This is a genomic window from Homoserinimonas sp. (assembly GCF_056262345.1).
Genome location: NZ_JBACFR010000185.1, coordinates 1 through 14,930, shown reverse-complemented (window position 1 = coordinate 14,930; position 14,930 = coordinate 1). Strand labels below are relative to the sequence as shown.

Here is a 14,930-nt window from a genome sequence, read left to right as displayed (position 1 = left end):
GAAGAGGTCGCTGAGCGCTGGGGCGCCAAGGTCGCCGCAGAGGGGGACTCCTGGTGGCGGGCGCAGCCGGATGCTGACAAGGGCCAATTCCTGCAGCAACAGCAGCAGATTCAGGCCGATTTTCGGGCGGCGTTGGAGTCGGAGGAGCCGGCGAGCGGCGACATCGCGCAGGAGATTGTGCGCCGCCACGTCGACTGGATTCGCGCAGGCTGGCAGGGGCGAGAGGTGCCGGGCGAGGCGATCCGGGGCCTCGGGCAGATGTACGTGGACGACCCGCGCTTCGGCGTGAGCTATGGCGGCCTCGAGGGGGCGACCTACGTGAGGGATGCGATGGTGGCCTACGCGGACAGGCTGTAGCCGAGCTCGCGGTTGGGCACTCGGCCGTAGCCGTCGCGCCGCACCACCTCGATGGTCGCCAGGGCGGCCCAGGCGCTGAGCGCGGCGATGGCGATGGCGAATCCGATCATGCTGATGCCTCCTTCGGGACTATGGGTGCGTACGGGTTGAGGGGGGCGGAGTCCTCGTCGTCGCCCGACCCCGACCCTGAGCCCGAGCCCGACCCCGAGCCGGAGCCCGACCCCGGCTTCTCGGGAACACGGAGCAGAGGCAGGGTCACTCCGACCATGGGCCCGATGAGCAGGGCGAATGCGAGCGTTCCGAAGCCCACGACGCCCCCGAGCATCCAGCCGATCACGAGCACTGTGGCCTCGATGCCGGTGCGCACCGCCCAGATCGGCCAGCCGGTGCGGTTATGCACGCCGGTCATGAGCCCGTCTCGCGGGCCGGGCCCGAAGCGGGCGCCGATGTAGAGCCCCGTGGCGATCGCGAGCAGCGCAAGCCCTCCCGCGAAGAGGGTGATCTGTGCCCAGAGCTGGGTGGGGCTGCCGATGAGGAGCAGGCCGAGGTCGGCGGAGGGGCCGACGAGCAGGGCGTTGAGCACGGTGCCGATGCCGGGCTTCTGCCGGATGGGAATCCAGAGCAGGAGAACAACTCCCGAGATGAGCACCGTGACAAGGCCGAATCCGAGCCCCGTCTGCACGGCGATCCCCTGTGACAGCACATCCCACGGGGTCGCCCCCAGGCCAGCGCGCAGCATCATGGCGATGGCGAGGCCGTAGAAGAACAGGCCGCTCAGGAGTTGAAGGATTCGTCGGGTCACGTACATATCCAATTGGTCAACTGGCCTTCTATCAAGAGGCCAATCTGCCTATAGTGGCCCGTATGTCCACTCTGACAGCCCGCGCACTGGCCTCTCTTCTGGGCGATTGGCGTGCGAACGGCGCCGCCTATGTGGCGCTCGCCGACCGCATCCGACTGCTCGTGCTCGACGGGCGAATCCCCGTGGGCACCCGCATCGCCGCAGAACGCGAACTCGCCGAACATCTGGGCCTCAGCCGAACCACGGTGTCGTCGGCCTACGCCGAACTGCGCGACGCCGGGTACCTGGATAGCGTGCGCGGGTCGGGCAGTGTGACGCGCCTTCCGCACAGGCCGCTCGCGCTCGCCGAGCCGGCAGGCAGCGAGTTTCTCGACTTCACCAAGGCCGCCCTACCTGCGATTCCCGGGGTGGCCGAGGCCGTCCGCCGTGCAGCCGATGAGCTGCCGTCCTATCTGGGAGACACCGGGTTCGACCCTTTCGGGCTGCCCGTGTTGCGCGCGGCCATCGCCGACCAGTTCTGCCGGCGAGGGCTCGCAACCCACCCCGAGCAGATCATGGTGACGATCGGTGCCCAGCACGCCATCGCCCTGCTTGCGCGCACCCTGATTGGTCGCGGCGACAGTGCGCTGATCGAGGTGCCGACCTACCCGCACGCCTTCGAGGCGGTGCGGGGTGCCGGCGCCCGCATCGTTCCCGTCAGCGTGAGCGTTGAAGACGGCTGGGATGAGGCCGCGCTGGAGCAGGGCATCCGTCGCAGCAGCCCCGCGATCGGCTACCTCATGCCCGATTTTCACAACCCCACGGGGTGCAGCATGTCGCTCGAGCTTCGCGAACGGGTGGCGGGGCTGGCGAGCATGCACGGCACCAGACTCATCGCCGACGAGACCATGGCCGAGCTTGGCATCGACAGGGCCGACCCCATGCCGCCGTTGGCGAGTTTTGGGGATGCGATCACGGTGGGGTCCGTCGGCAAGACGGTGTGGGGCGGCCTGCGGGTGGGGTGGATTCGCGCGGAACCGGCGCTCATTCAGCGGCTCGCCCGCAACCGGCTAGCGGGCGACCTGGGCACTCCGATTCTTGAGCAGCTCGTGGTGACGCATGTGCTCGACGACTACGAGACGGTGCTGAAGACCCGCAGGGAGCAGCTGAGGGCAGGTCGGGATCACCTCGTTTCTGCCCTCACCCGAGCGTTCCCCGAATGGTCGGTGCCCCTCGCCGGGGGCGGGCTTACGACGTGGGTCAACCTCGGTGCCCCCGTCAGTTCTCAGCTCACGCTGGCCGCGCGCGCCGAAGGGCTCGCCGTTACGGCGGGGCCACGTTTTGGCATCGACGGCGCATTCGAACGCCACCTTCGCATCCCGCACAGCTACTCGCCCGCCGAAACTGATCGAGCCGTTGCCGCTCTGCGGGCGGCCTGGGATTCGCTCACCCCTGCACTGCACTCCGAGCCAGAGTTGCTCTCGATGGTCGTCTAGCCGAGCGCGGCGTCAGCGGATCGGGGAGATTCCGGCACGCGCAGCCGCGGCATGAAAAAGTGCACAAGCGGCCCGATCAGCAGCGCGAAAGCGAGGGTGCCCACCCCGACGTTGCCGCCGAGCAGCCAGCCCAGCAGTAGCACGACCCCTTCGATCGAGGTTCGAATCGCCCAGATCGGTTTTCCGCTGACTCGGTGCAGGCCGGTCATGAGACCGTCCCGCGGACCGGGGCCAAATCGGGCGCCGATGTAAAGGCCCGTGGCGAAGCCGTTGAGCACGAGTCCCACCGTGAAGAACGCAATGCGCTGCCACAGCTCCGTGGGTTCGGCAAAAATTGCGAAGCCGAGCTCGATGAACGGGCCCACCAGAAGCGCGTTGAGAACCGTGCCAACCCCCGGCTTCTGCCGCAGCGGAATCCACAGCACCAGCAAGCAGATGCTGATGATCACGGTGAAAGCGCCGAAGGGGAGCCCGAACACGCGAACGAGCCCCTGGGTGAAGACATCCCAGGGGGGAACGCCGACGACGGCGCGGATGATGAGGGAGATGCTGAGGCCAAAAAGCACGAGGCCGATGGACAGCTGAAGCACTCGTCGGAGCATCGTGGATCTCAAAGGCACGATCTCATTCTGGCATTCGGTGAGCGAACAACTCATTCTGCTGAAATACTTGGACTTCAGCTTTGCGAGCCCCGGGAGAACCGTGCATCTGCTTTCCGTCTTTAGCCTGCGCAACCGGGCACTTATCGCCCTCGTCACAATCGTGGTGGCGATCTTTGGCACCATCTCCCTGACAAGCCTTAAGCAAGAGCTGATCCCGTCGATCTCGTTCCCGCAACTGGTGATCGTGACGGCCTACCCCGGAGCGGCGCCGGAGGTGGTCAATGAGGATGTCAGCACCCCCATCGAGACCGCCATCCAGGGTGTTGCCGGCCTCGAGGGAACGACCGCAACATCCCGCACCAATGTTTCGACAATTTCGGCGTCGTTCGAATACGGCACGAACCTGGCGACGGCGGAGCAGAAGGTCACGCAGGCGATCAACCGCATCAAGTCGACCCTGCCGGCCGATATCGACCCCCAGGTCATCACCGGCTCGATCGACGACCTGCCCGTCGTGCAGATCGCCGTCACGAGCGACCTCGATATTCGTGAACTCAGCAGCCTGCTTGAGGCGTCGACGATCACCGACATCCAGGCTCTCGAGGGCGTGCGTGAGGCAAGCCTGCTCGGCACCGTCGGGCAGCGCGTGGTCATTTCTCCCGACCTCGCTACCCTGACCGCCCTCGGCGGCAGTACCGCCGACATCACCGACGCTCTCGACTCCAACGGCATTCTGTTGCCAGCAGGCGAGATCACAGAAGACGGCAAGACTCTCTCCGTGCAGGCGGGTGTTCGCCTCGACTCGACGGAGGGAATCGCCTCGCTGCCGCTGGTCGGCGTGCTGCGCGATGGCGTTCCCGTCACGATCGGTGAGGTTGCCGAGGTCGCGATCGAGGACGACCCCGTCACCGGCATCTCCCGCGTCAATGGCGAGCCTTCGCTGACGATCGCCGTGACCAAGACGCCCGATGGCAACACGGTTTCGGTCTCGAACGCGATTAGGGATGCGCTGCCTGGCCTGGCGGAATCCCTCGGCAACAACACGGAGTTCACGGTCGTCTTCGACCAGGCGCCGTTCATCGAGCAGTCGATCGACAGTCTTGCGACCGAGGGTGTTCTCGGCCTGATCTTTGCCGTCATCGTGATTCTCGTGTTCCTGATGTCGATCAGATCGACCCTGGTAACCGCAATCTCGATCCCCGCATCGGTGCTCATCACCTTTATCGGCATGCAGGTCTCTGGGTACACGCTCAACGTGATTACCCTCGGCGCCCTCACGATCTCCATTGGACGTGTCGTCGACGACTCGATTGTGGTCATCGAGAACATCAAGCGCCACATCGGTTTGGGTGAGCGCAAACTCGTGGCCATCCAGACTGCCGTCAAGGAGGTCGCTGCCGCGATCACCGCGTCGACCGTCACCACGGTCGCGGTGTTCCTGCCGCTCGCGCTCGTCGGCGACATCACGGGCGAGCTGTTCCGGCCGTTCGCCCTCACGGTCACGATCGCCCTTGCCGCGTCGCTGTTCGTATCGCTCACGATCGTTCCCGTTCTTGCCTACTGGTTCCTCGGCAACGACAAGAAGAAGGCGGCGGTCGCCCCCGCGAGCCCCGAATACCTGGATACGAGCACGGCGATTCTGCAGCTGCAGAACCCGGGCGTCGAGGTGCCGTCACGTCGCGCTCGCCGCGAGGCACGCGAGAGGGCCATCGCGGAGCAGGAAGAGAAGCCGACCCGACTGCAAAAGTCGTACCTGCCCATCCTCAACTTCACCCTCAAGCGACCGGCGCTCACCCTCGTTGCTGCGGCCCTCGTCCTCCTGGGCACGGTCGCGATGGTGCCGAGCATGAAGACCAACTTCATCGGTGACAGTGGCCAGAACACCCTCACGGTGACGCAGACGCTGCCCGTTGGTACGAGCCTCGAAGCTCAGGATGAGGCGGCCACGGTCGTAGAAGAGACGCTTCGCAGCATCGAGGGCATCGAGACGGTGCAGCTGTCACTCGGCAGCGGAGGCAACTCCCTCGCCGCCGCGTTCGGCGGTGGAGGTGGCGCCACCTTCTCCATCACAACAGACCCCGATGTCGATCAGGAGGCCCTGCAGGCCGAGGTGCGCGACGAGCTGGCTGCGCTTGAGAATGCAGGCGAGGTTGCGCTGGCCACGGCTGGCGCGGGCTTCGCGTCCTCCGATATTGACGTCGACATCACCGCCAACAGCCGCGAAGACCTCCAGACCGCTGCGGATGAGGTGCTCGCCGCAGTGCGCGACCTCGATGTGACCGCCGAGGCGACAAGCAACCTCTCCAACTCGCAGCCGTACATCGCGATTGTGGTTGACCGCGAGGCTGCAGCGGAGCGCGGGCTCAGCGAGGTCGCCGTGGGTGGCATCGTGTCGCAGTCCATGCTGCCCCGCGCCGTCGGCAGTGTCGTCATCGACGAGACGACCCTGTCGATCTACGTCGACCCCGGCACGTCTCCGGCCACCATCCAGGAGCTGCGCGAATTCATCATCCCCACCGCAACGGGGCTGATTCCGCTCTCCGATCTGGCTACTGTCGAACAGGTTGACGGCCCGGCGAGCATCACCACCATCAAGGGTGTGCGGTCGGCGACCGTGAGTGTCACCCCCAACGGCGACGACGTCGGAACAGCCTCGGCTGAGATCCAGACGGCAGTCGACGGGGTCGACCTGCCCGCTGGCGCGAGCGCTGAGCTGGGCGGTGTGACGGCGCAGCAGGCCGACGCCTTCCAACAGCTGGGGCTTGCGCTTCTCATCGCGATCCTCATCGTCTACGTCGTGATGGTTGCCACGTTCAAGAGCCTCCGACAGCCGCTGCTTCTGCTCGTCTCGGTGCCGTTCGCGGCCACGGGAGCCATCGCGCTGCAGGTTATCTCGGGCGTTCCGCTCGGGGTGCCGTCGCTGATCGGTGTGCTGATGCTCATCGGCATCGTCGTGACGAACGCCATCGTTCTCATCGACCTGGTCAACCAGTATCGGGAACGCGGGATGAAGGCGATGGATGCTGTCGTGCACGGCGCGAGCCGCAGGCTCCGCCCCATCCTCATGACGGCGCTGGCCACGATCTTTGCGTTGTTGCCCCTGGCAATCGGGCTCACCGGCCACGGCGGCTTTATTTCGCAGCCGCTGGCGATCGTCGTGATCGGTGGACTCATCTCGTCCACGGTTCTCACCCTCGTCGTTCTGCCCTCGCTGTACTACCTCGTCGAGGGTGCGCGCGAGCGCCGTGAGGACCGCCGCGCGGCCAAGCGCGAGGGCCCCACGCCTACCCCGGGGGAGCCCGCTGCCGCTAGCGCCGTTGCTGCCGGTGCCGCTGGTGCCGGTGCTGCCGCTGTCGCCGTGTCGGCCGAGGAGATCGCCACGGCAGACACCCGGGATGTTCCGATTCCGGATGCTGGCGCGACCGAGCAGCCGCAGGCAACGCCTGAGGCGGCCGAGCCTGAGGTGGCCGAGCCTGAGGTTAGCGAGCCTGAGGCGGCCGAGCCTGAGGCTAGCGAGCCGGAACCGGAGCTGACCGAGCCGACCGAGCAGCCCGAACCCACCGATGAGGCTCCCGAGCCCACCGACAACCCCACCGGCGAGCAGAGCGTCCCGGAGTCTGACGACCCCGAGCGGCCCGCTCCCGGGCAGCCGAACGAGTAGCGGTTTTCGGCTCTCCATAGCCGATCCCACCAATATTCGGGAGTTCATTACTCCGCACTAATAAGTTTTACTCGGGATGACTCGCACCCGTGCGGGGGTCTTCTGGGGCGTCTAGTTTCGTGCCCTATGAAGACTCCTCGCACAGCATCCGTCGCCTCCGTTCGGCATCCCCGGCGCATTGTCGCCCGGGCTGCAGCCCTCGCCGTTGTCGTGACCATGGGCCTCGCCGGATGCACGGCGACGGTGGCCGTCGTCGACCCGTCCGGGGTCAGCGAGGCGGATAAGCGCGGTGGCGAGCTCATCTACCTCGACGCAGAAATCCCCACGTCGGCGCAGGTTCACGACAGCGGCACGTGGCAGACGCGAGCTCTTCAGCAGAACATCACCGACCGCCTCATCTATCGCAACGCGGAGACGGGCGAGTTTGAGCCATGGCTTGCCGAGAGCTGGGAGATCAGCGCAGACGGCACCGTCTACACGTTTGTGATCCGAGAGGGCGTTACCTACAGCGACGGCTCGGCCCTCGATGTCGCCAGTGTCAAGCGCAACCTTGAATGGCAGGCGTTGGGCGACCCAGAGAAGGCAATCTCGCCGAACCCCGTGTTTCCTGGCGAGCTTGAGGTGACGACGGATGCTGCGGCCAACACGGTCACCGTCACGCTGGCCGCCCCTTACGCTCCGCTGCTGGGCGCTCTCACCGGCTGGGCCTCTGGCCTGGTCGCCGATGCGACGATCGACGCGACTCGCGAAGATCAGTCGCTCTTTGTCAATCTCATCGGCAGCGGCCCGTTCGTCGTGGAGTCGGAGGTCTATGGCAAAGAGGTCGTGCTCAAGCGCCGCGATGGCTATGCCTGGGCGCCGCCCAGCTCGCCCAATCAGGGCGAGGCCTACCTCGACAAGGTGATCGTCGCGCCGATCCAAGAAGACAGCGTGCGGCTCGGCAGCATCAAGTCCGGGCAGGCAGATCTGATTCGGTATGTGCAGCCGACGGAGGAGGATGCTCTCGCCGACCAGGGCTTTCACATCGTGAGCCGTTCGGGCGTCGGGCTGACGAACCAGTGGATCATCAAGCAGTCCGCACCGTTTCTCGACGACGTGAATGTGCGCAAGGCCCTGCAGTCGGGCATCAACCGCGCCAAGATCGCCGAAGATCTCTACACCGACAACTGGAGCGTCGCGTCGAGCGTGCTCAGCCCGGGAACGTTCGGATACAAGGACGAGTCGGCCCTTCTCGCCTACGACCCCGCTGCGGCAGTTGAGTTGCTCGAGCAGTCGGGGTGGACCGCGCTTAATTCGGAGGGTTACCGAATCAAGGGCGGCGAAACGCTCTCAGTGCTCACCTATTTGGATGTCTATGACAACACCTCTCGCGCGTTGTTTCAGGCGATCCAGGTGCAGCTCGCCGAGATCGGGATCGAACTCGTTATCAAGGAGATCGACTACTCGAGCTACTGGGCAACCGCCTTCGACGACCCGGAGGTGGGGGTGCTTCGGGTGGGCTGGCCGCATCCTGACCCCATTGGTCTTAACGAGTACTACGCGGGGGGCAAAGGTGGCCTTCTCGCCCTCGCCAGCGACGATGCTCAGCTCGACGCACTGCTCGCGGCTCACGTCACCGCAACGGACGACGCCGAGAGAGAGGCCGCTCTCGGGGCACTGCAGGACTACCTGATCGGGCAGGCGTATGTCTTGCCGATTCTCGACGACAGTCAGGTTTATGTCGCCGCGCCTCGTCTGCAGGGGTTCACCCTGAGCGACGGCGCCCTTCCGCAGTACTACAACGCGTGGATCGCCGACTAGCGCCATGGGCCGGCGCAGCTTCGTCATCAAACGCATCGGGCAGTCGCTGCTCGTCATCGCGCTCGCTTATACCCTCGTGTTCTTCACGCTGTTTGTGTTGCCAGGGGATCCCCTCGAGTCGCGGATTAACAGCCCTCTCAACCCGCTTCCGCAGGAGGCGATCGGCCCGCTGCTGGCCTATTACAACTTCGACCGCGGGGCGATCGAGCAGTTCGTGATCGCCGTGGGCCGGCTGTTCTCTGGCGACCTGGGGTACTCGCTCGTCAATGGCAATTCGGTGGCGAGCCTGCTGCAGCAGGCGATCGGTGAGACCGTTGTGCTCTCCCTCACCGCCCTCGCTTTCACTGCGGTCATCGTGCTGACGGTGGCTCTCACGGCCGTGTTCGCGCCCTCCCGGCACCTGAGGGCGGCGGCCCGCGCGCTTCCCGTGGTCTTTCTGTCGACCCCGAGCTTCTTGGTCGGGTTCTTGCTGCTGCAGGTGTTCGCGTTTCAGTTGGGCTGGGTGTCGTCCATTCGGGATCAGGGGTTCATCTCGTACATCCTTCCCGCGGCCACGCTCTCCATTGCCGTCAGCGGCACGATCACCCAGGTGCTGATTCAGGGTCTCGACAGGGCATCCCGAGAACCGTTTGTCATGGTTCTCCGGGCGAAGGGCGTGCCGCAGTCGTCGATCGTGGCGCGGCACATTCTGCCGAACGGTTCCATTCCCACCCTCACGCTTTTCGCCCTGACGGTCGGCGAGCTGCTCGCGGGCGCGGTTGTCGTCGAGACGGTGTTCAGCAGAACGGGAATCGGGTTTCTCACCCAGCAGGCGGTCCGCGATCAGGACACCCCGGTCATCCTCGCCGTCGTCGTGCTCATCTCCACGGTTTTTGTGGTGATCAACCTCATCACCGACCTGCTCTATCCGGTGATCGACCCTCGGATCGGTGCCGCCCTCTTCTCTCCTGAGCATGCCCCGCGGCGCGGCTTCAGTCTCGCCCGACGAAAGATTGCGGTGGTCGCGAAATGACTCGTGTATCTCTCCTTGTATCGGCCGCGGCGCCGTCGCCGCTGCGTGCGGTGCTCTCCCACGCTCGCCCCGCAGATTTTGCGTCCGCCGCCTGGGTGCTTGCTCTCGTGCTGGCGGTGCTCGTGCCAGCGCTTCTGACCCCGTTTAGCCCGCTGGTGCCTGCGGGGGCGGTGCTCGACGCTCCCTCGCTGGCGCATCCGTTCGGCACCGACTACCTCGGCCGCGACCTGCTCTCGCGGGTGATCTTCGGCACCTCGCGCACACTCCTCGGTTCGGCCGTGGCGGTCACGATCGGCCTGGGAGTGGGTACGGTGCTCGGTCTGATCGCGGCGTCGTTCGGCGGCATCATCGACGCCGTGATCAGCCGCGTTGTGGATGTTCTGCTCTCGATCCCCGGGCTGCTGCTGTCCATGGTCATCGTCGTTGCGCTCGGCTTCGGCACGATCAACGCGGCAATCGCCGTGGGCGTCTCGTCGATTGCCGTGTTCACCCGACTGATGCGTTCAGAGGTGCTCACGGTGAAGAACCTGCCGTTTGTGGAGGCCAGTCACCATCTGGGCAATACCCGGTGGGCTGTGCTGCGCCGCCACATCTTTCCCAACTCGTTCACCGCTGCGCTGTCGCTGACGGCGCTGCAGTTTGGGCTGTCGATCCTGTGGATCTCGGCGCTGAGCTTTTTGGGCTACGGATCACCGCCACCCCAACCCGAGTGGGGCCTGCTCGTGAGCGAGGGCCGTGAGTACATCGTTTCGTCACCCTGGCTCGTCCTGCTGCCGGGTCTGGTCATCACCGTAACCGTGCTCTCGATCAGCCGGTTGGGTCATTTCGCCACAGAGAGGTTGAGCTCATGAGTACACGGAACGATGTCGTCGCAGTGAAGGACCTGCGCATTGCCTATCGCCAGGGTCGGCTGAGCGCCAGGGGTGCAGAGACGGAGGTCGTCCACGGCGTCTCGTTCGAGCTCGGCCGCGGCGAGACGCTCGCCCTGGTGGGTCAGTCGGGATCGGGAAAGAGCACGATTGCCCTCGCCGTCGCAGGGCTTCTGCCGGCGAACGGTCGCATCACCGCTGGCACGGTATCCGTCTCGACCGCTGGCGGGTCGCTCGATGTCACGTCGCTCAGCCAGTCGTCCTGGCAGGGTCTCCGCGGCACGACGATCGGGTTCGTTCCGCAAGATCCGTTGAGCTCGCTCGTCCCCCTACGCCGCGTCGGGCACCAGATCGCGCAGTCGTTGCTACTGCACAACGTGGTCCCCCGCAGCGACGTTGCCGCCGCCGTGGTCAGCCTGCTCGACCGGGTGGGGGTGCGCAATCCCCAGCAACGCGCCCGCGCGTATCCGCACGAGCTGTCGGGCGGGCAACTGCAGCGAGTGCTCATCGCCATTGCGATCTCGGCCAACCCCAGCATCCTCATCGCCGACGAACCGACGAGTGCCCTCGACGTGACCGTGCAGCGCACTATTCTCGATCAGCTCGCCGAGCTCCAGAGTGACCTGGGCCTTGGCGTGCTCTTCATAACCCACGACCTCGCCCTCGCCCAGGAGCGCAGCGACGCGATCGCCGTGCTCAACCGGGGCGAACTCAAGGAGTACGGGTCGGCCCATCGCGTTCTCGATTCTCCGCGTGACGCCTATACGGTGGCCCTCCTCGCCAACGCCCCCGCGCTCTCGCTCACCAAGTACGACGATCGCGCGCATCGCCCGGCGCTGGATGCTCCCGCAATCATCGAGGTTGACAAAGTCACCAAGTTCTATGGCCCGCCCCAGGGTGCGCCCACTCTGGGTGGCGTGTCGCTCAGCCTCGCCGAGGGTGAAATCCACGCGCTCGTCGGGGAGTCCGGTTCGGGCAAGACAACGCTTGCCCGGGTGATCGCGGGGCTCACGGGGTTCAGCTCCGGGCAGGTCAGGGTGGGTGACGCCCTGCTCGCGCAGCATCCACAACTCGTCAATCACAACGCCCGCACGGTGCAACTCGTTTATCAGAACGCGTTGGCGGCCATCGATCCGCGCTATTCGGCAGGACGCGCAATCGAGGAGCCGCTCATCATCAACGGGGTAGGCAATCGGGCCCAGCGCGCAGCAGCAGTCGGCGAGGCGCTCGATCTCGTGGCGTTGCCGAGCGCTGTTCTTGACCGCAGGCCGCGGGAGCTTTCCGGCGGACAGCGTCAGAGGGTTGCCCTCGCGCGGGCGCTCGTCTTGGCGCCTCGAGCGCTGGTGCTCGATGAGCCGACGTCGGCGCTGGACGTCACCGTGCAAGCCCAGATCATCGATCTCTTGCTCGACCTGCAAGAGAAATTGGGGCTCAGCTACCTGCTGATCTCGCACGACCTCAGCCTCGTTCGACAGGTTGCCCATCGCGTGAGTGTTCTCGAGCGCGGCACGATCGTCGAACACGGCGATGTGCGCACCATTTTTGATTCCCCCCGGCACGACTACACGGCAGAGCTCATCAATGCCATTCCCGGTCGTCGCCCCCTCGCAACGGTTGGAGCCGCATAATGCCATCACAAGACAACGCCAACGCCCACGCCCAGAAGTCTGCCGACGCCGGCTTCGAGACTGACTTCTCCGCGCTTCTCGCCGACATCCGAAGCGGCGTAATCGAGCGGGACCGCGACAGGGTGCTGCCGGTCGAGCAGATTCGGGCACTCCAGTCGCTCGGATTCGGCAGCCGCCGGCTGCCGAGCGAGAGCGGAGGCGCCGGTGACAGCGTTGAGCAGTTCTTTGACAAGCTCATTCGTCTCGCCGCCGCTGATTCGAATGTGGCTCACGCCTTTCGTGGGCATATCGGCTTCGTCGACGAAGTGCTGCTTGAGCCAGACTCTCCCCGTCGGCGAACGTGGCTCGACCGCGTCGCCCGAGGCGACCTGGTCGGCAACGCCCAGTCGGAGCGCCAGGCCACAACGCAGATCATGACCACGCTCACGCGGGAGGGCGACCAGCTGGCGCTCACGGGCACCAAGTACTACACGACGGGCAGCATCTTCTCCGACTGGATACAGCTTTCTGCCCTGGTGGAAGACGAGTTCGTTGATGTGATCGCGCCTGCCACGCACCCAGGAGTGCTATCGGTCGATGACTGGGACGGCTTCGGCCAGCGTCTGACCGGCAGTGGAACCACAACGTTTGTCGATGTTCCCGTATCGCCGGACGACGTGCGGCCCTACACAACGGACGGGGCGCGAGAGGTATATCTCTCCGCCGTCTTTCAACTAGTTCTGCTCGCCGTGGTCGCGGGCATCCTCCACTCTGCTCTCGACGACACGACAGCGTTCGTTCAAGCGCGCAGAAGGACCTTTGGTGTCTCGGGAGAATCGCTCCCGCGGGAGGACCCGCTCGTGCAGAGCGTGGTCGGCGAACTCTCGTCGGCGGCATGGGCGGCCCGCGCGCTCGTGCTGTCGACCGCGAGAGAACTCGACGCCGTGAATCGGGCGCAGCAGAACGGTGAGGCCGACATCGACAGCGTTCGCGCGGCGCAGTTCACCGCGTACCGGGCCCAGCAGATCGTGCTGCCCCTCGCGCTGAAGGCGACCGGTGAACTGTTCGAGGTGGGGGGAGCATCCGCCGTCAGTTCCCATCTCGGGCTAGATCGTCACTGGAGAAATGTGCGCACGATCGCCTCGCACAACCCGGCCGTGCAGAGGAGGCGGGCTCTCGGCGACTTCGTTCTCAACGATCGATTGCCCGTCTGGGGGGCGACGCGAACTGACGCAGAACAGCCCGTCTCGACGGGAGCAAAGCGATGAGCGGCGGCCAGCCCAAGCGGCTCATCCTGAACCTGTTCGAAATGAACTGCGTCAGCCACATCACCCACGGGCTCTGGCGGCTGCCCGACAACAATCGGCACCGCTTCAACGACATCGGCTACTGGATCGAGCTGGCGAAGCTGCTCGAGGATGGCGGTTTCGACGCCGTCTTCTTGGCGGATGTCACGGGCGCCTACGACACGTTCCGTGACGGGCCAGAGACGGCGCTGAGGGAGGGACTTCAGATCCCCAGCAATGACCCGCTGATGGTGATTCCGGCGATGGCGGCCGTCACCAAGCATCTGGGCTTTGGGGTTACCTTCTCCACGAGTTACGAGCCGCCGTTCTCGTTTGCGAGACGGCTCAGCACGCTCGACCATCTCACCAACGGCAGGGTCGGCTGGAACGTGGTCACCTCCTACTTGCCCAATGCGGCCCGCAATTTTGGTCTGGCCGACGAGATCCCCCATGACGACAGATACCGCAAGGCCGACGAATACCTCGACGTGCTCTACAAGCTCTGGGAGGGGTCATGGGATGACGACGCCGTGATCGCCGACCGGGTGGGCAACGTCTACACGCGCCCACAAGGGGTTCGCTACATCAACCACGTCGGCGAACACTTTGCGGTCGCCGGCCCGCACCTGTGCGAGCCGTCGCCGCAGCGGACTCCCGTCATCATCCAGGCCACCGCATCGCCCGCCGGGGTCGCGTTCGCCGGCCGCCATGCCGAAATGGTGTTCACCGGTGGGTCAACGCGAGAGCAGGTGAGCCGAGGGATCGAATCGCTCAAGGATGCTGCTGAGCTCAATGGGCGGCCCCGCGATTCGATCAAGGTCGTGGTGCAGGCCGGAATCGTCGTGGGTCGCACCCTCGAGGAGGCCGAGCAAAAGCGAGTGCTGTTCGAGCAGAACGCGAGCGTCGAAGGGCGCCTGGCCCATGCAAGCCTTCCGTTCGACCCGACCGCCCACGAGCCGTCCGTCACGGTGGGGCAAGCGCTCGCCGCAGAGGGCAAATCGGAGCATCCTGCTGCGGCGTTCTTGCCGGTCGCCGTGACCGTCGCCGATTTCATTCGCGATTTTGTTGCCTCGTGGGAGGACCAGTTCTTCGTGTGCGGAACACCAGAAACCGTTGCAGACAGCATCGAATCCTGGCTCGACGACGACGGAATCGACGGCATCAACCTGCGCCAATATCACTCGTTCGGCACGGCCCAGGACTTTATTGAGTTGGTCGTTCCCGAGCTTCGTCGGCGCGGCCGGCTGCCCCAGCAGCGCGCTGCGGATGCCGAACCGCGCACCCTGCGGGAGGTGCTTTTCGGTGGCGAGGCGCGGCTGCAACAGCCCCACATCGCCACCCGCTACCGCGGAGGCGCGAATCTCGATTCGCCCCTCGCGCGGCTTGAGCTCACGCCACCAGCGCCGACCGCGGTCGGCTAGGCGTGCGCCGGATCCGCTCGACGCGCCCACAACCCGCT

General features: G+C 65.5%; 12 protein-coding genes. 9 read left to right on the top strand and 3 right to left on the bottom strand.

Annotated elements, in window-relative coordinates; all coding sequences use genetic code 11:
- The coding region (locus AC062T_RS09360; protein WP_476029414.1) for a TipAS antibiotic-recognition domain-containing protein at nucleotides 1-357 on the top strand (357 nt) is incomplete at its 5' end.
- Here the strand turns inward: AC062T_RS09360 and AC062T_RS09355 are convergent.
- Together AC062T_RS09355 and yczE (AC062T_RS09350) are read right to left on the bottom strand one after the other, a co-directional pair.
- Nucleotides 339-467, bottom strand: coding sequence for a hypothetical protein (locus AC062T_RS09355; protein ID WP_476029412.1), 129 nt, complete (start codon nucleotides 465-467; stop codon nucleotides 339-341). The two genes, AC062T_RS09360 and AC062T_RS09355, sit on opposite strands and share 19 nt — an antisense overlap.
- Nucleotides 464-1,165 carry a membrane protein YczE gene (gene yczE, locus AC062T_RS09350; RefSeq protein WP_476029410.1) on the bottom strand — a complete coding sequence of 234 codons (702 nt, stop codon included), beginning with the start codon at nucleotides 1,163-1,165 and terminating at the stop codon, nucleotides 464-466. Before yczE (AC062T_RS09350) ends, AC062T_RS09355 begins: the two co-directional genes overlap by 4 nt.
- A gap of 56 nt (nucleotides 1,166-1,221) precedes the next feature.
- Between yczE (AC062T_RS09350) and yczR the strand changes: the two genes are divergently transcribed.
- Nucleotides 1,222-2,634 carry a MocR-like transcription factor YczR gene (gene yczR / locus AC062T_RS09345; RefSeq protein WP_476029408.1) on the top strand — a complete coding sequence of 471 codons (1,413 nt, stop codon included), beginning with the start codon at nucleotides 1,222-1,224 and terminating at the stop codon, nucleotides 2,632-2,634.
- Here the strand turns inward: yczR and yczE (AC062T_RS09340) are convergent.
- The gene (gene yczE / locus AC062T_RS09340) at nucleotides 2,631-3,254 is read right to left on the bottom strand and encodes a membrane protein YczE (protein WP_476029406.1); all 624 of its coding nucleotides are present in this window, start codon (nucleotides 3,252-3,254) and stop codon (nucleotides 2,631-2,633) included. The two genes, yczR and yczE (AC062T_RS09340), sit on opposite strands and share 4 nt — an antisense overlap.
- A gap of 82 nt (nucleotides 3,255-3,336) precedes the next feature.
- Between yczE (AC062T_RS09340) and AC062T_RS09335 the strand changes: the two genes are divergently transcribed.
- The 7 genes from AC062T_RS09335 to AC062T_RS09305 all read left to right on the top strand — a co-directional run bounded on the left by AC062T_RS09335 (nucleotide 3,337) and on the right by AC062T_RS09305 (nucleotide 14,892).
- Nucleotides 3,337-6,897 carry an efflux RND transporter permease subunit gene (locus AC062T_RS09335; protein ID WP_476029416.1) on the top strand — a complete coding sequence of 1,187 codons (3,561 nt, stop codon included), beginning with the start codon at nucleotides 3,337-3,339 and terminating at the stop codon, nucleotides 6,895-6,897.
- Nucleotides 6,898-7,023: 126 nt separating this feature from the next.
- A complete protein-coding gene (locus tag AC062T_RS09330; RefSeq protein ID WP_476029404.1) occupies nucleotides 7,024-8,697 on the top strand; it encodes an ABC transporter substrate-binding protein in 1,674 nt (557 codons plus the stop codon).
- Nucleotides 8,698-8,701: 4 nt separating this feature from the next.
- Nucleotides 8,702-9,709, top strand: a complete 1,008-nt coding sequence (locus AC062T_RS09325; protein ID WP_476029402.1) for an ABC transporter permease — start codon at nucleotides 8,702-8,704, stop codon at nucleotides 9,707-9,709.
- Complete coding sequence (locus AC062T_RS09320) at nucleotides 9,706-10,560, top strand: ABC transporter permease (RefSeq protein ID WP_476029400.1); 855 nt, start codon at nucleotides 9,706-9,708, stop codon at nucleotides 10,558-10,560. Before AC062T_RS09325 ends, AC062T_RS09320 begins: the two co-directional genes overlap by 4 nt.
- Entirely contained in the window at nucleotides 10,557-12,206 is a 1,650-nt protein-coding gene (locus tag AC062T_RS09315) for a dipeptide ABC transporter ATP-binding protein (protein WP_476029398.1), read from the top strand. Before AC062T_RS09320 ends, AC062T_RS09315 begins: the two co-directional genes overlap by 4 nt.
- Nucleotides 12,206-13,453, top strand: a complete 1,248-nt coding sequence (locus tag AC062T_RS09310; protein WP_476029396.1) for an acyl-CoA dehydrogenase family protein — start codon at nucleotides 12,206-12,208, stop codon at nucleotides 13,451-13,453. Before AC062T_RS09315 ends, AC062T_RS09310 begins: the two co-directional genes overlap by 1 nt.
- Nucleotides 13,450-14,892, top strand: a complete 1,443-nt coding sequence (locus AC062T_RS09305) for an NtaA/DmoA family FMN-dependent monooxygenase (protein ID WP_476029394.1) — start codon at nucleotides 13,450-13,452, stop codon at nucleotides 14,890-14,892. The genes AC062T_RS09310 and AC062T_RS09305 overlap by 4 nt, the downstream gene beginning before the upstream one ends.
- Nucleotides 14,893-14,930 lie beyond the last annotated feature (38 nt).